An 18,637-nucleotide genomic window follows, 5' to 3' on the forward strand; every position below is an offset into this window, starting at 1 on the left:
GTAAACAGAAAGATCAACTGGTAGTAATCCGTACTGAACATATTATACATTATTTTCAGTATAGTTGAGCTTATTATTGACTAGAGTCATGCTCTGCAATCTTGCTTTTTGGTGTGCGAGGGATCCCCATGAATCGTTCCAGGCAACTTCGCCCTTGGCTAACTTCAGCGCTCACCCGCGGGATGGTGCTCAGCACCGCTTTTGCGTTTGCTGAAGCGTCCCGTAGCGCTCTGCTGATGGGATCCCCGGCTTGGGCGCAATCGGTTCCTCAGCCCGGCACCCTCGACCTGCGCACCGGTGGCGACACCCCCGCCCAGCCCTCCCCCACCCCACCCCCCACTGCCGGCGAGCCAGAAGTGTTGGTAGCGGAGGTAGTGGTTGAGGGCACTGAAGATCCGGAGCTGATCAACCGGGTTTACAGCGTCATCCGCACCCGCGCCGGCGAGGTTTCCACCCGATCCCAGTTGCGGGAAGACATCAATGCCGTGTTTGCCACCGGATTGTTTGCCGATGTGCGGGCAGTGCCTTCCGATACACCCTTGGGAGTGCGGGTCACCTTTGAGGTCAAGCCCAACCCAATCCTGAAAGCCGTGCGCACGGAAGGGGCGAAAGTTCTGGATCCGGAAGTGCTGCGGGCCGCCTTTGCCGACCAGGAAGGGCGGGTGCTCAACTTCGGCGAGCTGCAATCGGCGGTGGCCGAGATCGAGCAGTGGTACGCCGATAAGGGTTACGTGCTGGCCAAGGTTACGGATGTGCGCTCCTCCGAAGATGGCACCATCGTCCTGGAAATTGCCGAGGGGGTGATCGAGGATATTCGCGTTCAGGGCAACACCAAAACCCGTGACTTCATCATCACCCGCGAGTTGAAGTCCAAGCCGGGGGATGTGTTTAACCGCAACCAAATCCAGGAAGACCTGCAGGCGGTTTTTAATCTCAACCTGTTTCAAGATGTGAATGTGGGGCTCAACCCCGGCCAGGATCCCGACAAGGTGGTGGTGGTGGTGAACGTGGAAGAACGTCGCACCGGTACCTTGGGCGGCACCATCGGCGTTAGCTCCGCCACAGGGGTCTTCGCCGGCCTCAACGTCTCCGAACAAAACTTGGGCGGCAACAACCAGAGTGCCAGCTTCAACGTGCAGGTGGGCACCAACGAAACCCTCTTCGACTTAAACTTCACCGACCCGCGGATTGCCACGCTGGACATTCCCACCTCCTACAACGTCAACATCTCCAACCAGCAAAGTTCTAGCTTTGTCTTCAATGAGGGATTCACCCTGCCCAATGGGGATCCCGTGCGCATCAACCGTCTTGGTGGCGGGGTGACTTTCTCTCGCCCGATTGGGGGCAATTGGCGGGCTAGCTTGGGCACCCGCATCCAATTTGTAGAAGCTCGCAACAGCAACGGGGAGCAGCAGCGCTTCGATGTGCTGGGCAACCCGATTACCTTCAGCGAGAGCGGCCAAGACAGCTACACCACCCTGCGCCTCGGCCTTGTCAACGACGCCCGCGACAACCCCAACAGCCCCAGCCAGGGCTCGGTCTTTCGCATCTCCACAGAACAGTCGGTACGTCTGTTTCAAAATGGCTTGAATGCCAACCGCCTCGAGGCCGGCTACAGCCAGTTCATTCCCGTCAACCTGTTTGAAACCCGCAGCGAGCGACCGCAGGTATTGGCCTTTGATGTGCGAGCAGGCACGACCATCGGCGACTTGGCTCCCTACGATGCTTTCCCCATCGGTGGGGGCAGCTCGGTGCGGGGCTTTTTTGAGGGGGGTATCGGTTCCGGTCGCAGCTTTGCTACGGCAACCGCCGAGTTGCGTTTCCCCCTTTTTGACCCGGTGGGAGCCGTGGTTTTCGCCGACTACGGCACTGATCTGGGCAGTGGAGCTGCCGTGGCCGGCAATCCCGCAGCGGTGCGCAACAAGCCGGGCAGTGGTTTGGGGCTGGGGGTCGGCATTCGCATCCAATCTCCCTTGGGGCCGTTGCGCATCGACTACGCGGTTGGGCAAGGCGGAGCCGGCCAAGGCCAACTGCACTTCGGCATTGGCGAGAAGTTCTGACTTGGCCGTGGATTTCCCTGCCGGCTTGCTATCTTGGGAGCAGGTGCTCGTAATGGAAGCAACCCATGAAACAGCGACTCGGCCTACCTTTCCCCAAGGGATCCCTGGTGTTCTTGCTGTGTTTGAGCCTGGCCCTAGCTGGGTGTGGGCCACTGGCGCGTCTGGGCATCGGCACAACTCCCATCGCCACCGTAGAGCAAAATCCCTCCCGCTACACCGATGTGTATGTCCGCGGTCGCGTGGTGAACCAGATAGGGGTGTTCGGCCAGGGCGTGTATGAGATCCAAGACAACAGCGGCTCCCTCTGGGTCATCACCGACAAGGGGCTGCCGGCCATGAACAGCACAGTGACCGTGCGCGGTAAAGCCCAAGAGGGGATTGTGGTGGGGGGACGCAGCTTCGGGGTCTCGTTGGTGGAAGCCGAGCGCTTCTAGCCTGCCCCCAAAGCCAGCATCGAAACACGGCCTGCCAAGGTTTTGGCAATTTGCCGCAGCGCCTGGGCCGAGGCTGACTCAGGCTGGCTGATGACGATGGGCTGGCCCGCATCCCCCCCTTGGCGCAGGGCAATCTCCAACGGGATCCGCCCCAGCAGCGGGACACCAAGCTCGCGGGCCGTGGTCTCTCCCCCTTCCGAGCCGAAAATATCGTACTGGCGATCCGGCAGGTCGGGCGGGATGAAGTAGCTCATGTTTTCCACAATACCCAGGATGGGCACCCCCAACTGCCGAAACATGTTCAAGCCCTTGCGACTGTCCAGCAGGGCCACCGATTGGGGCGTGGTGACGATCACAGCTCCTGCAAGCGGCACTGCCTGCACTAGGGTCAATTGGGCATCGCCGGTGCCGGGGGGCATATCTACAATCAAGTAGTCCAACTCTCCCCACTGCACCTGATAGAGGAATTGCCGGATCACCCCGTTCAACATCGGCCCCCGCCAGATCACCGGCTGATCCCGCCCCACCAAAAGGCCCATCGACACCATCTTGACGCCGTAATTTTCCAAGGGGAAGATGTCTTCGCCGCCATCTTCCCGTTTTTGCACAACCAGAGACCGATCCTGCAGGCCCAGCATCAGCGGCACATTGGGGCCGTAAATGTCGGCATCCAGTAGCCCCACCCGGGCCCCGCTTTGGGCCAGCGCCACGGCCACATTTACCGACACCGAAGTTTTGCCCACTCCCCCCTTGCCGCTGGAAATGGCGATGATGTTGCGCACACCGGGGATGGACTGGCGATTCGGCAGGGAAGGGGAACGGGGGGTTTCTGCCGTTACCGTAACATCAATGGCTTCGATGGGGGCCAGCTGGCGGATGGCAGCTTTGCACTCCTCGACAATGAATTCTCGCAAAGGGCAGGCCGGCGTGGTCAGCACCAGGGTAAAGGCCACTCGCCCAGGCTCGACGCGAATATCCCGGATCATGTTCAGTTCCACCAGGCTGCGGCGCAGCTCCGGATCTTGAACAGGGCGCAACGCTTCAAGGATGGCAGCAGCATCAAGGGTGGAGGTGGTCATGGAATCGGAAGGCTCAGCGGGTCAGTCCATATTTCACTCTAATCGGTTTTTCTCGGGTTCTTGCCGGCAGGGAAGGACAGCTCCAAAACGGGCTGCCACGCTAGTCCTGGGCAAGCAGGCTGGCCGAGGCTGATTCTGGTTGGAAGACAACGCTGTTGGCCGACGGGGGAGGGCAATTGTGCAAGCGCTGAGTGGGAGTTGGCTTGTGGTTGGGGCTAACGTTCTGGGCTCAGTTGATCCCTCTGCTGGAAAAGAGGGGATCCCGCCGCCTCTCAATCGGGGACGAGCGCCGGGCCATGCCAACTCTCTTTTCTGACTCGGCCTGGGATCCCTTCTGCCGTTACTTTTCTCGGTCACCCTACCTGCCTTGTGCGGTGAGTCCTCTGGGCCCCTGCCGCTGCCCCCACCACGCTGCGCGTCCAAAAGATGCTGCCTGGGCGTTCTGTCCACAACAAGAATAAACTGTGGTCTGTTCTCGTGCCGGTATCTCAGGAAATTCAAGGAATTGGTTGTGAAGCCAGGCAAAAGTATGGAAATCCGTCCTGCCACCGCCTTAGATGTGCCCGTTTTGTTTGACCTCATCTGCGCCTTGGCCGAGTACGAGAAGCTGAGCCACCTGGTAACGGGATCCGCTGATCTGTTGCGCCACTATTTGTTTGGCCCAGAGGCTTTGGCCTCGGCGTTGTTGGCAGAAGTGGAGGGGCAAGCGGTGGGATTTGCCCTCTACTTCCGCAATTTTTCCACGTTCCTGACCCGACCAGGGATTTACCTTGAGGATCTGTTCGTGTTGCCGGAGTTTCGCGGCAGAGGCATTGGCAAAGCGCTCTTGGCGCGGGTGGCTCAGGAGGCGGTGGCCAAAGGATATGGGCGGCTGGAGTGGATGGTTTTGGATTGGAATCAGCCGGCGATAGAGTTCTATCGACGCATGGGTGCCCAGCAACATCCCGAATGGATTCTCAACCGCGTGGTGGGTGCTGATTTGGAGGCTCTGGCTCGGCTGGCCAAGGATCCCTGTCGATCTTGAGCAAGCTCCCCTCTGTTACAGACCCTAGCATTCGTGACATCCTCCCGGCGCTCGTCCTACGGACAGAGCGCGGGCTTCCCTTGGCGTCAGCGGGATGGAGTCTTTACCTCGCGGTTGGGTATTCCTACCCCACGCCACTTGTCTAGGTCTACGACCCCCGACAGAACAACTGGACAGGTGGTTTCCCTTCCCCAGCATTCCTGGGTACTAGGCTTTGTTGACGCTGGGGGGAACAGCGGCACTTTTGGGGGGTAGGCGGCGTCGGCTAGGCTGTGGACTGTACGAGGGATTTGCCGTTGAATTCACGGCTGGCTTTCAAGTTCTGTTGCGATTCAACTAGAGACCTGCGATGGCAAAATCCGTCTCCCCTGACTCATTGCCGGCAGCTCCCTGGCACGCCCTGCCCGAAGAGGAAGTTGCCCGCCAAATCGTTGCAGTGGATCTGCTTCTGGCGGCGCTTCTGGAACGGGGTCTGTCTCAAGCTGAGGTGATCCAGCGGCAGAAGCAATATGGCCCCAACGAGCTAAAGGCCAAGGCGGCTACCCCGGCCTGGGTGAAGTTTCTGCAGCAGTTCAACCAATCCTTGCTCTACATCTTGATGGTTGCCGGGGCGGTCAAGGCGTTTTTGGGATCCTGGCGCAATGCCATCGTGATCTGGGCGGTGGTGGTAATCAACGCTCTCATCGGCTACATCCAAGAGTCCAAAGCGGAGGAAGCGATCGCCGCCCTGGCCCAGTCGGTGGTGACGGAGGTCACGGTCATCCGGGATGGGCAAAAACTGCGGTTGCCCTCGCGGGAGCTGGTGCCGGGGGATGTGGTGCTGCTGAGTTCGGGAGATAAGGTGCCCGCCGACCTGCGCTTGCTGAGCGTGCGCAACTTGCAGGCGGATGAATCGGCCCTGACCGGAGAGTCGGTGCCGGTGGAAAAACGGCTGGGATCCCTGGCGGAAGACACACCCCTAGCCGACCGCCAGAACATGGCCTATGCCGGCAGCTTTGTTACCTTCGGCCAAGGAGCAGGGGTGGTGGTGGCCATCGGTAACCAGACCCAAACAGGCCGCATCTCCAAGCTGATCGAGGAAGGGGGATCCCTGCAAACTCCCCTGACACGTAAGTTTGAGGCGTTCAGCCTGACTTTGCTGAAAATTATCCTCACCTTGGCTGCGCTTACTTTTCTGGTGGGGCTGGTGCAGGGCCAAGCGGCAGCGACTGTCTTTGAGGCGGCAGTGGCGCTGGCGGTGAGTGCTATCCCCGAAGGCTTGCCGACGGTAGTCACTGTAACCTTGGCGATTGGGGTTTCCCGCATGGCAAAACGCCACGCCATTATCCGCAAGCTGCCGGCGGTGGAGACCCTGGGCAGCGCTACGGTAATTTGCTCTGACAAAACCGGCACCCTCACGGAAAACCAGATGACGGTGCAGGCCATCTACGCCGGATCCCAGCTCTACCGGGTTACCGGCAGCGGCTACAGCCCCCAGGGCCAGATCCTGTTCCAGGCGGCTGATTCCCCCATCGAAATCCATCAATTGCCTGCTCTTGAGGCTTGCCTCGTAGCTGGCTGCCTCTGCAACGACACCCGCCTCCAACCCAAGGACAAGGGCCAGTGGGAAGTTGTAGGGGATCCGACCGAGGCGGCTCTGCTTGTGGCGGCTCAGAAAGGGGGCTTGGATCGAGAAGATCTGCAGCGCCGCCGCCCTCGCCTGGACAGCATCCCCTTTGAATCCGAGTTTCAGTACATGGCCACCTTGCACTGCCTGGGGCCAGAAGAGCACTGCATCTATGTCAAGGGATCCGTAGAGGCTCTCTTGTCCCGCTGCCATAGCCAGATGGGATCCCAGGGGGAGATCCAGCCTCTGGAAGAGGAGCGGATTCGCCAGCAGGTGGAGGCGTTGGCACGACAAGGGCTGCGAGTTCTGGCCTTTGCCCAAAAAACCGTCCCCAGCAGCCAAACTCGGGTGGATCACCCAGATCTGCAGGAGGGTTTAATCTTCCTCGGTTTGCAGGGAATGATTGACCCGCCGCGGCCGGAGGCCATTGCCGCCGTGCGTTCCTGTCAAACGGCTGGGATCCAGGTGAAGATGATCACCGGCGACCACGTGCTCACGGCTCAAGCCATTGCCGAGCAGATGGGCCTGGGGGGTGGAAAACCTGTGCAAGCCTACAGCGGTCGAGATCTGGAGCAGCTCAGCCCGGAGGAATTTGTGGAAGCTGCCAATCGGGGATCCGTCTTCGCACGGGTGGTGCCAGAGCAAAAGCTGCGCCTGGTGGAAGCTCTGCAAGCGCGGGGGCAGATCGTGGCCATGACCGGCGATGGGGTGAACGACGCTCCGGCCTTGAAGCAAGCAGATGTGGGGATTGCCATGGGGCGAGGCGGCACCGAAGTGGCCAAAGCTGCTGCCGACATGATCCTGACCGATGACAACTTCGCCTCCATTGAGGCAGCCGTTGAGGAGGGGCGCACGGTTTACAACAACCTGCTCAAAGCCATTGCCTTCATCCTGCCGGTGAACGGGGGGGAATCGATGACGATTCTCCTCAGCGTGCTGCTCAACCGCGAGCTCCCCATTCTGGCCATTCAAGTGCTGTGGCTAAACATGATCAACTCCATCACCATGACGGTGCCTCTTGCCTTTGAGCCGAGCACAGGCCGAGAGATGACTCGCCCACCGCGGGATCCGGAGGCCAACTTGCTCTCTCCTAGGCTGCTGCAGCGCATCCTGCTGGTGTCCGTGTTCAACTGGATCTTGATCTTCGGGGTTTTTGAATACATTGAACAAACCACCGGCAACCTTAACCTGGCCCGCACCATGGCCATCCAAGCGTTGGTGATCGGGCGCATCTTCTACTTGCTCAGCCTCAGCCAGGCCATTCCTACCCTGTTGGGCCGTGGACGTGCCAGCCAATTGGAGCGCCATGAGCGCCTCATGGATACAGCAGCCATTGCCATCGGCATTGGGGCGGCCATCCTGCTGCAGATCCTCTTCAGCCAGTGGAGCCTGTTCAACATTATCTTCGACACAGCACCCCTGTCTTGGGAGCAATGGGGCTTTTGTTTGCTGGTGAGCTTGCCACTCATCGTTGTCTCAGCGGCAGCCAATCGAGTGGATCCTGAATGAATAACTTGCTTTGGGCAACTCGCGCTCACTGCGCTCCCATCTGAAGAAGTGCCGAAGAGGGGATCCCTCAGCCACTACTCAGATGTAGCCGGCCTCTGCCAAGAGATAAAAATGCCTGCTGGCCTAGGTCTGATGGCATCCAGCTTCACACCGCTCTGGCTGTCTTTTCGACCGATTTGCGCAAGGCAATCACCATCTCAGCGGCGGTTTTTTGGAAAGTCGAGCCTGTTTTCTGGCTGTGATCAGAGTTTGGGGCAGCCGACGAGTGGGGATGAGGCTGTAGAAAGCGGTGAGTCGGATCTACACCGCGGTACTACCCCCAAGGCGATCTTTTGTCAGCTCCATCCACAAAAGCCCCAGCACTCTTCAGGGCTTGAGTTCTTTTTGCCCCCATCACCTTTTGGCAAGGGCAGGAACACCTCTTGAGGGAGACGAGGTTTTTCCTTCGGAGCTGCTGGCTCAAGGAACAAGAGAAAAACCTGTCTTCAAAAAAGTCTCAGACTTTCGGTTGCAGGAGTACATCACAAGGGTATGATCTTAAGAGAAGGATGTAGGACATTAAAAAATGTCAGATATACCACCACAACCTTTAACCGGGAAGGCTCTGCTCCAGAAGGTCGAAGCGTTGGGGCATCTTCCACGCCGAGAAACGGCAAAGCGATGTGGCTATGTAACCATGACCAAGACCAACAAGCCTCGCGTCAACTTGAATGAGTTCTATGACGCGGTGCTGGCGGCAAAAGGTCTGAGTCTCAGCCCAAGTTCCAGCCGAGACAAGCGCGGTCGTGAACCAACCTTTCGGGTCAGCGTTCACAAAAATGGGCAGTTGATCATTGGGTCGGCCTACACCGAAAAAATGAATCTCAAACCCGGGGATGAGTTCGAGATTCAGCTAGGTTACAAGCACATTCACCTCAAGCAAGTGCTAAACGGCCAGGTGGTGGAGGAGTCAACCCCAAGTAAAGAAGCTTCCCCCAAAGCGACTCGCGGTCGCCGGAAAAAAACTGCTGGGGCTTGAGCCGCTGCCGGGCCGGGAGTGAGGAGAAGGGATCCAGTTGACGAACTGTCACTGCGCAGCTTTCTTCCCGCTTTGCCCTCTTTAAGATGGGATCCAAAGCCTAGGTTCACCGATCTTGCTGACCCTAGATAAGGATCCCTATGCAACAGAAGGTTCAGCCACCCCTCAAGTTTTTGCCACCGCGATTGACGCCTTGGGTCGTTCGTTTTGCTCAAGCAGGCTTGCCCTTTTGGTTGCGATGGACCAAAGGGATCCCTCGCGTTGAAGTAGAGGGGGGAGAGCGTTTGGCTCAGCTTTATCAGCAGTTTGAGGCGGGCAAGATTCGCCTGTTGGTGGCGTTTCGACACCCGACCCTCGATGATCCCCCCTGCTTGATGTACTTGTTCGCCCATCTCCTGCCGCAGGTGGCCCAACGCCAGGGGATCCGCTTTCGGGGCCGGCCCCACGTTTTGTTTGTCTACGACCGCGGCCTACCTCTGTGGCTGGGATCCGTTGCCCGTTGGGGCTTGCCGCGCTTGGGCGGGATCCCGATTTTGCGAGGCCGTCTGGATCGGGCAGGGCTAAAAAGTTCTCGTGAGCAGTTTGTATCGGGCCGATATCCGCTGGCGGTAGCTCCAGAAGGAACGATCAACGGTATGAGCAGTCTTCTCAACCCGTTGGAGCCGGGGGTAGCCCAGATGAGCTTTTGGGCGGTGGAGGATCTGCACAAGGCGGGACGGCCAGAGCAGGTGCTGATCTTGCCGGTAGGCCTTCGCTATTCCTACCTGCGGGATCCCAGTGCCGCTCTGAATAGATTGCTCAGCCGCATGGAGGCCGATTGCAAGCTGCCACCCCCGCGCTCAACCCATGCCAGTCAGGCCTTTTTGCTGGCCCGTATCCTTCGCTTGGGAGAACACCTGCTGCAAGTCGTGCAGACCTTCTATGAGCGCTTTTATGCCCCTGCCCTTCCTGCTGCAGATAGAGCCCAAGTTAAAGAGGGGGATCTGTTGGCGCGTCTTCAAAGCTTATCGGATCTGGCCCTGCGCGTGGCCGAGCAGCATTTTGGTCTGGAGCCCCAGGGAGACTTAATCGAGCGGCGGCACCGCATCGAACAGGCGGGCTGGGCCTGGATCTACCGCGAAGATATTGCCGATATTGCTGGTCTCTCGGCTCTGGAGAGGGGGCTGGCCAATCGAGTGGCTGCTGAGGCCAGTTTTCACCTCTGGCACATGCGCTTGGCGGAAACCTTGATGGTGTTTGCGGTGCGCCCCATGCCCGAGCAGCCCAGTCTAAGTCTAGACGAGTTGGCGGAAACCGCCCTGCGCCTCTGGAGTCTGCTGGCTTGGATCAAAGGAGAAAATCCCGTCGGAACTGCTCCCCCCCGCTTGGGCCCCCGCCTGGCCCGTTTCAGCATTGGGGATCCCCTCTCGGTTTCCGAACGCTGGCCCGCCTACCAGGCCAACCGCCGACAAGCCGTACAAGCCCTCACCCAAGATTTGCAAGCGGAAATGGAGCGGCTTATCCAAGGGATCCCGTGCTCCCCTGCGGTCCTCCCTGCTGTCTGACATGCCTAGTCGGCTCAGGGGCAAAAAGTGTAACAATTCCTGAGACATCTTGTGAGATATTTCGTGAAAGTAAGACGAACTTTTGCATTATCTGACAAGCAGGTGAAGGAAAGGGGAAGTTTCTGGCTCTTGGGGTAGAAAGGGGGCAGAAAGGAAGTGAGGCTCGTTGGCTTGGTCTATGTCTGATGAGCTGCTCCGCGCCATCCGCAGACGCGACCTAGAGGCCGCCACTTCAGCCGTGCAGCACTTGCGTTCTCGCCATTTAAGTGAAGCTGTGATCACCTCGATGGTGATGGTGGCCGTGGAGCGGTTGGCATGGGATGAAGGCGACCGGGCCGCCGCCAGTTGGTTACTGCGTCGCTGCTCCAGACGACGGCGCTGAAGGGATCCCCCCTGGCCCAGAGGTCATTGCGATACTTCCCCTTTCCCTGGATCCGAGGGGCTTCCCGTGTCAACCTGCCCACAAAGCCCTATCCGCAGAGGGATTAGCTTTCTTCCTTGCCCTTGTTCGGATCGTCGGGATGCTGTCGGTCTTCATCAAGCAAGGTAAGGGTCTACGGCATTCTCTTTGCCTATGACTCGGATCAAATCGAAGCGGCTGCCGAGCCCACCCTTGCCGAGATCGCCAAGCTGATGCGCGAGCGCACCGACCTCAGCATCCTCGTGGTCGGTCATACCGATGCAACCGGTAGCTTCGACTACAACCTAGGTCTCTCGCGGCGCCGGGCCGAGGCGGTTGTCAACCGGTTGGTTCAGCTGGGTATCGAGCAACGTCGACTCTATCCGGTTGGTGTGGGGTTCTCTGCTCCTGTGGCCAGCAACACCACTGAGGAAGGCCGGGCGAAGAATCGCCGCGTGGAGTTGGTGGATCTGGCGGGTGGCAGAATCCCCTAGGGGAGAGTTTCTGAGTTTTGGCTCAGGGCAAGCATCGCCGAAACTCTGGACACTGCGGCTGCGGCGAACTAGTTTAGAGGCAACTCTTTACTTCTAAGCTATTTCAAGGGGTGGGATCCATGCTTAGGCCCAGTCTTTTGTTCTCCGGCTCGGCGCTGTTGGGTTTGCTGTCCTTGCCGTTTTTGATCGGCGAAGGTGGCTGGTTGACCTCATCTCGTAAGAGCCAGAGTCCTGTCACTGAGGTTTCTCTACAAGCTTGGGAGCACTCCCTGCCCTCATCCCAAACCTTGTTTGAAGATGAAGCAGGTTCTGGATCTTGGCTCAGGCGGCAAGCCCAGCTGCAAGAACGGGTACAGCAGCTTGAGCAGCGCTCTCTCGCTCACCAGCAGCAGGCTCATCAGTTGCTGGTACAGCAGGCAGCTCCCCAGCCCGCCGGGGTTGTTGGCCGTTCCAGCTCAAGCCCTGCCCTGTCGGCACGGCCTCGGCGTCAGGATCCTACCCTTTCTCCATTCTCTGCTCAGGCGGATGTTCCCAATGAGCTGGCGCTGCTAACCCAATTCATCCAGCAGGAGCCGGGAAATGCGCAACTTTATCTGCAACGGGCGCAATACTTCTGGCGTCAGTCTCAGGAGGATCCTGCTGCTTTACCGCAGCCTGAGCATGCTTCTGCCATTGCTTACCTGATGCGCTCCGCTCTGCGGGATCTGGATATTGCCATTGCTTTGGATCCCTATCTGGCTGAAGCCTATTTGCTCAAGGCCAAAATCCAACACGAGCGTTTGCAAGAACCTGAGCAGGCTCTGGCAACCTTGTCTCCTCTGGATCGGATTGCCTATCACAACCCGCAACTGCACTTGATCCGCTCCCGCATCTGGGCCGAACAAGGCCATCTGGAATCGGCGTTTGATGTGTCGCATCTGGCGATTGAGCTGGCCAAGCAAAATCAAAGTGCTGCCGATCTTTTCGAGGCCTATGTCCATCGCGGCCTGATGTGGGCCAGCATCTGCGACTTCAATTTGGCCGTTCAAGATTTCAGCCGAGCTCTTGAGTTGCAGCCTTACCAAGGTGATGTGTACTACTACCGGGGTATGGCGCGCGCTTACCAGGGAGAGGATAGGGCTGGTGCCGCTTCCGATTTGGGTAGCGCTTTGATGTTGTGGCGGGCTTCCGGCACGGGATCCCCGGAGCTGCTGGAATATGCAGAAGCGGTACGGATGGAACTGTTGCGGTAGCTGCAATTCTGGCTGGGTTTTTGCTGCGGATCTTTGGTCTGGCCGACTGGGCAGGGAAGTTCTGGGTCTAGGGTCTTTGCCCAAGAGCGTTTGGCAAGTCCAGCTAGGGCAAGCCAGGATGGTAGAACCGTCTGTTACCTAGCCCCCTGAAGAGAACCCAGCCAGATGATGAGCCGAAGACAATTGACCATCTCCGTATCCTCCGTAGCCCTGGTGGTGGCCACAGGGATGCTGTTGTTGCTGCTGTGGCAACTGCGCAGCTTGGTGCTGACGGTGATGATCGCGGTGGTGGTGGCGGCAGCGCTGGCTCCCCTGGTGGATCTGGCCGAGCGATTACGCATCCCCCGCTGGCTGGGGGTTGTGCTGGTGTATTTGAGCTTAATTGCCGGGATTGCCGGCTTGGCTCTGCTCATTGGCCCAACGGTGGTAACTCAGACCCAGCGGTTGCTAGCGAGGTTGCCTTTCTATCTGGAGCAGTTGCAACTGCTGGTGGATACCTGGATTGCCGATCTGGCGGGGGTGGATCCGGCGGCGCTGGACTACCTAAACCAGTTGCTCGACCCTCAGTCGTTGATGAGCTGGGCGGTTCGCTCGGGACAACGGGTGCTGGTGCAGTCTTTCGACTTCACCCGCGGTTTGCTGGGCGGTCTGCTGACCATGGTGCTGACCCTCTTCATTTCCGGCTACATGCTGGTGAGCGGCTCTGACTTGGTGCGGGGCTTGGTGGAGTTGTTTCCCTATCCCTGGAATGAGCGGCTTGCTGAGCAGGTACACCCGATGGCTCAGCGCATGGGGGGCTACATCCAGGGGCGGGTGCTGGTCTCTGCCATTTTGGGTGTGATGATCACCGTCTCGCTTCGCTTTCTGGGCCTGTCGGAGTTTGCTCTGGCGCTGGGGGTGATCGCCGGGTTTACCAACTTGATTCCCTTTATCGGGCCAGTACTGGGATCCCTGCCCGCCTTGGTGGTGGCGATTGTGCAGGGGGGCTGGACTTTTTTGTGGGTGCTGATCCTATATGTTGCCGTTCAAAACCTGGAAACTTATGTGTTGGATCCTCTGTTGGTGGGATCCTCGGTGCGGGTGAAGCCCTTGTATCAGTTGCTGGCGGTGCTGGGGGGCACCCAGTTGTTGGGTATTGTTGGGGCGGTGATCGTCCCCCCGTGGGTGGCGGGTATGGCGGTGCTGCTGGAGAACCTCTATCTGAAGCCCAAGCAGGAGGCAGAGGTTCGAGCCAGGCTGTATGCTCGGGCCACCGAGGCTGCTGGTTCTTTGGCTTTGCCGGGGATGGATTCTGCCGACGCGAGCAACCCAGAGCCATCTTTTTCCTCTGGTCCGAATGGCTCTTCAAATGAGCCGGAAGAGTTGCCACAGGAAGAAAGTCTCTCGCCTGCGGATCCCGTAGCCGGAAGAAGTCCTTATTAGCAAGCTTCTCATCTATTCGCCTCTCTCCGCTCTCGGAGAAGGGCTGCTGTGGTTTTGGGTAGGGTGCACATCTCAGCGGTGACGGGCATCGAGGATGAACAGAGCACTACCTACGACGAACAGGAGGCTGGCTCCTATCCCGAGCAGGGTTTGGACAACCTTGAGATTGAGAAAGGCTGGAGCTGCTGGATCCCACAGAGAGGGTTCACTACCCAAGGTCATCACCTCGCTCGCCGCAAACAGGCTGCTCCCCAGCAAAAACAACCAACTGGCCAACTCGTAGCGGTGGTTGCCTCTCATGTCTTCTCCGACTGCAAGTGTTCGTAGGCTTGAGCAGCGGCGGCCATTTCCGCAGCCTTTTTCGAGCGACCTTCACCGCGGCCCCAGCACCGCCCTTGCCCCCAAACTTCCATGGTGAAATGAGGGGGATGCTCCTGGGCGGCCACCAGGCGGTATTCGGGCAGGCTACCCCAAAGGCGTTGGGTGAGTTCTTGCAAGGCTGCTTTGGGGTTGCGCCGAGTGGGGTCTTGGAACCATTGCTCCACTCGTCGGTGTAAGTAGGGATCCAGCCAGGGATGCAGCCTGGGCAGCGTGTAAATACCCCAACTGAGATAAAAGGCTCCCAGGAGAGCCTCGAAAGCATCCGCCAGCCGCCGACCCCGTCCGGCCAAGTCGTTTTGAGAGCTGGATCCCACCTCCAGGTAGCGATCCAAGCCGTGCAGATCCGCCAGTTCTGCCAGGTAAGCATCGCTGGTCAGGTCGGAGCGAATCGCGGTCAGCTCTCCCACCGACAGATGGGGATAGGACTGAAACAAGAATTCCGTAACCAAAATTCGCAGGACAGAATCCCCCAACAACTCCAGCCGATCGTTGTTCCGTCGGCCATCCAGAGAAGGGTGAATCAGAGCCTGATCCAGCAGATCCCAACGCAGTTGTTCCAGCAAAGCCGGATCCCTGAATCCAAGGCGGGCCAGCAAATGCTCCAAGGCACGGCGACGGGGCGGGATCAACTCAACCATACACTCAGGTGCTGACGTTGCCTTAGCGGTCAGAACTGCACAGCTTGCAACCATTTTGACCTGAGCCATCTCACCCAGGCCGGGATCCCCGCTCAGGCGGTAAGCCAGCTATGCTACAGGAGTAGTATAGGCTTTTCGAGGGAGGATCCCTGCATGCCCATTCGCGCCAATTCCCCCATTCCCACGACCCAGATGGAAGTGACCAGCATTCGGCTGGAACGTGAGCTGAAGCAGCGACTGAAGGCGTTGGCCGGAAATCAGGGTTACCAGGCCCTCATACGGGAAATTCTTTGGAGTTATGTCCTGCGTCACTCTCAAGGGGCTGCCACCCTCAGTCCTGAGGATATTCGGGCCAGCTTCCCGGCCACGGCCCACCAAGCCCAATGCTGTGCTCTCACCGGACGGGCCATTCAACCGCAGGAGCCAATGTTGCTGGGGTGGACCACCGATGGAAAGTTCGTCGCCCTTAGCTCCTCCTGCTTTTAATCTTTGTTTTGGGGTCTCTCTCCAGTTTGCGAAGGGATCCAACCGGCACGAGTGCCCATCCGTTTAGATGCCACGAAGTTCTCGATATTTTCTGGCCCGTTCCTCGGCTGGATCGGGGGCTTGAGCTTTGGCAACTGCCTCCTCCAGTTGGGCCATCACCGTCTCTGCCGGTTCAGCGGAGCGGACGACGTAAAACATTAGGTTAATGGCTTCGTTGGCCGTCAGTTTGAGGGTTTCTTTTCCCTTGGGCACCAGCGCGATCTTGCCATCTGTGGTTGTGATGGCTGTGTGGGATCCCTTAGCCAGAATCTCCCCCGCTTTTTCCAGAGTGACAAGCATATCCGTAGCTCACAGCAGCAGGACATCTACTATCCTATCGAATGTCTTGGGGCAAACGTTCCAGAAGGGTCTAAGCCATTTGGCGGATTGGGTGGGTTCATCATGGGTTGCCATGCTCTGCCAGCCAAGCATACAAGTGGGGAAACAACTTTTGATTGGCCCCTGGGAAGGGAAATTCCGACAGTTCCGCCGGGCTGACCCAGCGCACCTCGCTACATTGCAGGGCTTGGGCTTCTCCGCCCAGGTAGCGGCAGATAAAAGCGATAAGAGTAACGGTGAAATGGGTGTAGGCATGTTCGATGGTGGCCAGCGGTGCGACCACCTCGATATCGATGCCGATTTCTTCTTTTACCTCCCGTACTACACACTCGGCAGCCGTTTCTCCCGGCTCGATTTTGCCTCCGGGAAACTCCCACAGCCCGCTGAGCATTGAGCTTTCCAGTCGTCGATCGATAAGGATTTCTTTTCCCCGCAGAACAATGGCAACCGCGATTTGCTTGTGAGGACGGGAGGCACGGGGTGCAGACATAGGCAATTGTTGGTGTTGACCTCGATTGTAGGCGCTGCAATCCGCTTGCCAAGGGCACCGGCCACAGTGAGGCTTTTTGGGACGACAGACGGTAGCCCCCAAATCCATCAGGGCTTGGTTAAAAGCCCGCGGCTGCACGGGATCCAACAATTGCTGGGAAAGCTGCCACAACAGGGGCAGACACTGGGCCGGAGGCTGTTGCAAAGCCACCAAGCGAGCCAACACCCGCTTAACGTTGCCATCCAAAATGGGCAAAGGCTGATCGAAGGCAGCGCTGAGAATGCCGCCGGCTGTGGTGCGCCCGATCCCCGGCAGAGCCAACACCTGCTCCAGATCCCTGGGGAACTCACCGTTTCGCTCCCGCATCAAAATTTGGGCAGCTTTGTGCAAGTTCAGGGCCCGCCGATAGTAGCCCAGGCCCTCCCACAGTTTCAGCACCTGCTGCTGGGGGGCTGCCGCCAGTGCTGGGATCCCGGGCAGGGTCTGCATCCAGCGCTGAAAGTAGGGAATGACCGTTGCCACCTGGGTCTGCTGTAACATCACTTCCGAAACCCAAATGGCGTAGGGATCCCGGGTGCGGCGCCAGGGCAGATCCCGCCCGTGTTCACGGTACCAACGCTGAAGAGACTGCCGCAAGCGTTGCAAAGAAGCCTCGTCCCAATTCCCTACCTTGTCCGGGAGGCTTGCAGCGCAGGAAAAGCTGCCCTTAGCTTCTGGAAGAGGCTGAGACTCAAGCTGCGTAAGCAAAGTGCAAAGCCCACCAGATCAGGGCCGAAACCACACCGGCCACAATTCCTGCCGAGATCAAAACGACAATTGGGCTATCTGCCCCCTTGAACTTCATAATGCCGCGATTGTAGTCAGCCATCCTTGCCTCCTACCAGCTCTGGCGTTGGGGTTGTCAGGGATGTTGATCGGGATCCAGATCTGCCAGCTCTATTCACAGGGAAAGCTGTGGAGAAGATGTCCCAGTAGAGGTGCTCCGCACCGCCGGCGCAAACATGCCTGGGGAGAAGCACCGTCCTCGGTCATGCATGATACAACCTTAGCATGGAACAGACTTTGACCCTGGCGATTTGGACTGTTTGGAATAACCAGAAGCTAGACAACCCGCAGGACTAACCGGTCTGCTTCCCACTGTCGAAATAGGTTGAGAAGGTGGTCGGGTCTCTCTTCATGGGCAGCCAGGATCTCAGCGCCAGAACGGGCTTGATTGGCCAGGGGCAGCAGCAGCTCCACCACCTGGTAGCGGGTAGAGGCTATCATCTTGCCAGGGATGCGGGCGATAGGCCAGAAAATATCCATCTTCTGGGTCAGGATCTGGGCCGGATCCAGCTTGCCCAACAGATCTGAAAAGGGGATTTTTTGATCCCAGTAGCGCACGCTGCCATAGTGGACAAACAAGGGGTTGAGCTGCCAGCGGGAGCTCTTAAAAAATTCGACTGTAAAGGGATCCCAGTGGTCCACCTTTTTCCCTTGATGGCAACACCAGAAGAGATTTTGCGTGTGATACAGAGGCTCCAGATACTCCATGACCCGCAGTTGGTCGATGCGAGCAAGGGCCTCGTAGCGGCGATGGAACTCCGGGTGGGTGGCGGCAATCAACGGCCTGGCGTTCCAATAGTCCAAGTAGGGGGCTACATCGATAAACTCCAGCCCGGCTTGGGCAAGCAAGTCGGGAATCTCGCCGATGTCGAAAGGAATATCATTGGCATGGAAGAAATTATCGACAATGTTTTCATCTTGTCCATAGTATTCTTGGTGAGCCTTGGCGTGCTTGGCCAAAAGGGAATTGGGGCTGGCTCCCTTCAGCAGTTGCCGCACAAATTCGATCTTTTCTGGGGTTGCAGGTGGGGTGATGCCCAACAACTCCAAGGCTCGCCGAATGCGGTACAGATGCCAACGGCCGGAACGGTTGTAGAGCATCAGCGCCATCACCCCATCGGGAGCCAACCGCGATGCCAGATTGCTCAAAGCCTTCACCGGATCTGCAGTGTGGTGAATCACGCCGTAGGAGCTGATCATGTCGAAGCTGCCTTCGGGCCAAGTAGAGGGATCCAGCAGATCCCCGTACTGCACAGAGCAGTTGCGTAGGCCGTGGTGCTTAATTCGCTTTTGGGCAATCTCTAGGGCCGGGCGGCTGATGTCGATCCCGACCACCGACCCATAGCCGGGGTTGCTGGCGGCAATGCCATGCACCTCCCAGCCGGTGCCACACCCGGCCACCAAAAACCTGGCTCCTGCGGGCTCTTGCAGCCTACGGGTGCGGGCGTACTGCGCCAAGGTATAGCTGCCCAGACTGGAGAAGCCCTCAAAGGGCCGGTCGTAAGGAATAGGAGGATAGGGGAAAGTCTCGTACTGGGCCTGCACCGCCCGGGTAATCTCGGCTTCGCTCACCAAAAGCACTTCCTCCCACGCGTTCTCCCCCATCCTAAGGTCTTC

Annotated in this window: 19 protein-coding genes; 12 read left to right on the top strand and 7 right to left on the bottom strand. The window is 58.5% G+C overall.

Annotated elements, in window-relative coordinates:
* The first annotated feature begins 128 nt into the window (after positions 1-128).
* Positions 129-2,060 (top strand): BamA/TamA family outer membrane protein, encoded by a 1,932-nt coding sequence (locus tag ACVWXZ_RS01620; RefSeq protein WP_457482062.1) that lies wholly within the window; start codon positions 129-131, stop codon positions 2,058-2,060.
* A 65-nt stretch (positions 2,061-2,125) separates the two neighbouring features.
* A complete protein-coding gene (locus ACVWXZ_RS01625; protein ID WP_457402393.1) occupies positions 2,126-2,494 on the top strand; it encodes a hypothetical protein in 369 nt (122 codons plus the stop codon).
* Here the strand turns inward: ACVWXZ_RS01625 and ACVWXZ_RS01630 are convergent.
* Positions 2,491-3,573 (bottom strand): Mrp/NBP35 family ATP-binding protein, encoded by a 1,083-nt coding sequence (locus tag ACVWXZ_RS01630; RefSeq protein ID WP_011432409.1) that lies wholly within the window; start codon positions 3,571-3,573, stop codon positions 2,491-2,493. The two genes, ACVWXZ_RS01625 and ACVWXZ_RS01630, sit on opposite strands and share 4 nt — an antisense overlap.
* Before the next feature lie 296 nt (positions 3,574-3,869).
* On the opposite strand from ACVWXZ_RS01630, the gene ACVWXZ_RS01635 reads away from it, so the two are divergent.
* From ACVWXZ_RS01635 to ACVWXZ_RS01675, 9 genes are all read left to right on the top strand, one after another.
* Positions 3,870-4,034: a DUF6464 family protein gene (locus ACVWXZ_RS01635; RefSeq protein ID WP_238376969.1), complete on the top strand. Its 165-nt coding sequence runs from the start codon at positions 3,870-3,872 to the stop codon at positions 4,032-4,034.
* Positions 4,035-4,102: 68 nt separating this feature from the next.
* Positions 4,103-4,597, top strand: a complete 495-nt coding sequence (locus ACVWXZ_RS01640) for a GNAT family N-acetyltransferase (RefSeq protein ID WP_041436262.1) — start codon at positions 4,103-4,105, stop codon at positions 4,595-4,597.
* 349 nt (positions 4,598-4,946) lie between these two features.
* Entirely contained in the window at positions 4,947-7,712 is a 2,766-nt protein-coding gene (locus tag ACVWXZ_RS01645) for a cation-transporting P-type ATPase (RefSeq protein WP_457482063.1), read from the top strand.
* A gap of 565 nt (positions 7,713-8,277) precedes the next feature.
* Positions 8,278-8,730, top strand: a complete 453-nt coding sequence (locus ACVWXZ_RS01650) for an AbrB family transcriptional regulator (protein WP_011432404.1) — start codon at positions 8,278-8,280, stop codon at positions 8,728-8,730.
* Between the two features lie 140 nt (positions 8,731-8,870).
* The gene (locus ACVWXZ_RS01655) at positions 8,871-10,274 is read left to right on the top strand and encodes a 1-acyl-sn-glycerol-3-phosphate acyltransferase (protein ID WP_457402389.1); all 1,404 of its coding nucleotides are present in this window, start codon (positions 8,871-8,873) and stop codon (positions 10,272-10,274) included.
* 178 nt (positions 10,275-10,452) lie between these two features.
* Positions 10,453-10,656 (top strand): hypothetical protein, encoded by a 204-nt coding sequence (locus tag ACVWXZ_RS01660; RefSeq protein ID WP_041436260.1) that lies wholly within the window; start codon positions 10,453-10,455, stop codon positions 10,654-10,656.
* 116 nt (positions 10,657-10,772) lie between these two features.
* Positions 10,773-11,168, top strand: coding sequence for an OmpA family protein (locus ACVWXZ_RS01665; protein ID WP_457402387.1), 396 nt, complete (start codon positions 10,773-10,775; stop codon positions 11,166-11,168).
* A 119-nt stretch (positions 11,169-11,287) separates the two neighbouring features.
* On the top strand, positions 11,288-12,400 hold the full coding sequence (locus tag ACVWXZ_RS01670; protein WP_457441383.1) for a hypothetical protein: 1,113 nt from the start codon (positions 11,288-11,290) through the stop codon (positions 12,398-12,400).
* A 168-nt stretch (positions 12,401-12,568) separates the two neighbouring features.
* Complete coding sequence (locus ACVWXZ_RS01675; protein WP_457441418.1) at positions 12,569-13,822, top strand: AI-2E family transporter; 1,254 nt, start codon at positions 12,569-12,571, stop codon at positions 13,820-13,822.
* Positions 13,823-13,894: 72 nt separating this feature from the next.
* Here ACVWXZ_RS01675 and ACVWXZ_RS01680 read toward each other — a convergent pair whose 3' ends face one another.
* Both ACVWXZ_RS01680 and rnc read right to left on the bottom strand, forming a co-directional pair.
* On the bottom strand, positions 13,895-14,122 hold the full coding sequence (locus tag ACVWXZ_RS01680; RefSeq protein WP_457441385.1) for a hypothetical protein: 228 nt from the start codon (positions 14,120-14,122) through the stop codon (positions 13,895-13,897).
* On the bottom strand, positions 14,119-14,841 hold the full coding sequence (gene rnc / locus ACVWXZ_RS01685; protein ID WP_011432396.1) for a ribonuclease III: 723 nt from the start codon (positions 14,839-14,841) through the stop codon (positions 14,119-14,121). Before rnc ends, ACVWXZ_RS01680 begins: the two co-directional genes overlap by 4 nt.
* Positions 14,842-14,994: 153 nt before the next feature.
* On the opposite strand from rnc, the gene ACVWXZ_RS01690 reads away from it, so the two are divergent.
* Complete coding sequence (locus tag ACVWXZ_RS01690) at positions 14,995-15,327, top strand: ribbon-helix-helix domain-containing protein (protein WP_011432395.1); 333 nt, start codon at positions 14,995-14,997, stop codon at positions 15,325-15,327.
* Between the two features lie 63 nt (positions 15,328-15,390).
* Here the strand turns inward: ACVWXZ_RS01690 and ACVWXZ_RS01695 are convergent, their stop codons facing one another.
* From ACVWXZ_RS01695 to ACVWXZ_RS01710, 4 genes are all read right to left on the bottom strand, one after another.
* Positions 15,391-15,666, bottom strand: coding sequence for a hypothetical protein (locus tag ACVWXZ_RS01695; RefSeq protein ID WP_011432394.1), 276 nt, complete (start codon positions 15,664-15,666; stop codon positions 15,391-15,393).
* Between the two features lie 100 nt (positions 15,667-15,766).
* Positions 15,767-16,831: an A/G-specific adenine glycosylase gene (gene mutY, locus ACVWXZ_RS01700; RefSeq protein ID WP_457482064.1), complete on the bottom strand. Its 1,065-nt coding sequence runs from the start codon at positions 16,829-16,831 to the stop codon at positions 15,767-15,769.
* Between the two features lie 94 nt (positions 16,832-16,925).
* Positions 16,926-17,063: a hypothetical protein gene (locus ACVWXZ_RS01705; RefSeq protein WP_011432392.1), complete on the bottom strand. Its 138-nt coding sequence runs from the start codon at positions 17,061-17,063 to the stop codon at positions 16,926-16,928.
* 233 nt (positions 17,064-17,296) lie between these two features.
* The gene (locus ACVWXZ_RS01710; protein ID WP_457482065.1) at positions 17,297-18,625 is read right to left on the bottom strand and encodes a class I SAM-dependent methyltransferase; all 1,329 of its coding nucleotides are present in this window, start codon (positions 18,623-18,625) and stop codon (positions 17,297-17,299) included.
* Positions 18,626-18,637 lie beyond the last annotated feature (12 nt).

The organism is Thermostichus sp. MS-CIW-38, from assembly GCF_054058415.1.

What these genes read in the sequence shown, in the direction of transcription:
- ACVWXZ_RS01640 (WP_041436262.1), top strand. Translation starts at nt 4,103, where the DNA reads ATGGAAATCCGTCCTGCCACCGCCTTAGATGTGCCCGTTTTGTTTGAC.
- ACVWXZ_RS01710 (WP_457482065.1), bottom strand. Translation starts at nt 18,625, where the DNA reads ATGGGGGAGAACGCGTGGGAGGAAGTGCTTTTGGTGAGCGAAGCCGAG.
- ACVWXZ_RS01690 (WP_011432395.1), top strand. Translation starts at nt 14,995, where the DNA reads ATGCCCATTCGCGCCAATTCCCCCATTCCCACGACCCAGATGGAAGTG.
- ACVWXZ_RS01655 (WP_457402389.1), top strand. Translation starts at nt 8,871, where the DNA reads ATGCAACAGAAGGTTCAGCCACCCCTCAAGTTTTTGCCACCGCGATTG.
- ACVWXZ_RS01625 (WP_457402393.1), top strand. Translation starts at nt 2,126, where the DNA reads ATGAAACAGCGACTCGGCCTACCTTTCCCCAAGGGATCCCTGGTGTTC.
- ACVWXZ_RS01620 (WP_457482062.1), top strand. Translation starts at nt 129, where the DNA reads ATGAATCGTTCCAGGCAACTTCGCCCTTGGCTAACTTCAGCGCTCACC.
- ACVWXZ_RS01675 (WP_457441418.1), top strand. Translation starts at nt 12,569, where the DNA reads ATGAGCCGAAGACAATTGACCATCTCCGTATCCTCCGTAGCCCTGGTG.
- ACVWXZ_RS01695 (WP_011432394.1), bottom strand. Translation starts at nt 15,666, where the DNA reads ATGCTTGTCACTCTGGAAAAAGCGGGGGAGATTCTGGCTAAGGGATCC.
- ACVWXZ_RS01645 (WP_457482063.1), top strand. Translation starts at nt 4,947, where the DNA reads ATGGCAAAATCCGTCTCCCCTGACTCATTGCCGGCAGCTCCCTGGCAC.
- ACVWXZ_RS01635 (WP_238376969.1), top strand. Translation starts at nt 3,870, where the DNA reads ATGCCAACTCTCTTTTCTGACTCGGCCTGGGATCCCTTCTGCCGTTAC.
- ACVWXZ_RS01670 (WP_457441383.1), top strand. Translation starts at nt 11,288, where the DNA reads ATGCTTAGGCCCAGTCTTTTGTTCTCCGGCTCGGCGCTGTTGGGTTTG.
- ACVWXZ_RS01705 (WP_011432392.1), bottom strand. Translation starts at nt 17,063, where the DNA reads ATGGCTGACTACAATCGCGGCATTATGAAGTTCAAGGGGGCAGATAGC.
- ACVWXZ_RS01650 (WP_011432404.1), top strand. Translation starts at nt 8,278, where the DNA reads ATGTCAGATATACCACCACAACCTTTAACCGGGAAGGCTCTGCTCCAG.
- ACVWXZ_RS01630 (WP_011432409.1), bottom strand. Translation starts at nt 3,573, where the DNA reads ATGACCACCTCCACCCTTGATGCTGCTGCCATCCTTGAAGCGTTGCGC.
- ACVWXZ_RS01660 (WP_041436260.1), top strand. Translation starts at nt 10,453, where the DNA reads ATGTCTGATGAGCTGCTCCGCGCCATCCGCAGACGCGACCTAGAGGCC.
- rnc (WP_011432396.1), bottom strand. Translation starts at nt 14,841, where the DNA reads ATGGTTGAGTTGATCCCGCCCCGTCGCCGTGCCTTGGAGCATTTGCTG.
- ACVWXZ_RS01680 (WP_457441385.1), bottom strand. Translation starts at nt 14,122, where the DNA reads ATGAGAGGCAACCACCGCTACGAGTTGGCCAGTTGGTTGTTTTTGCTG.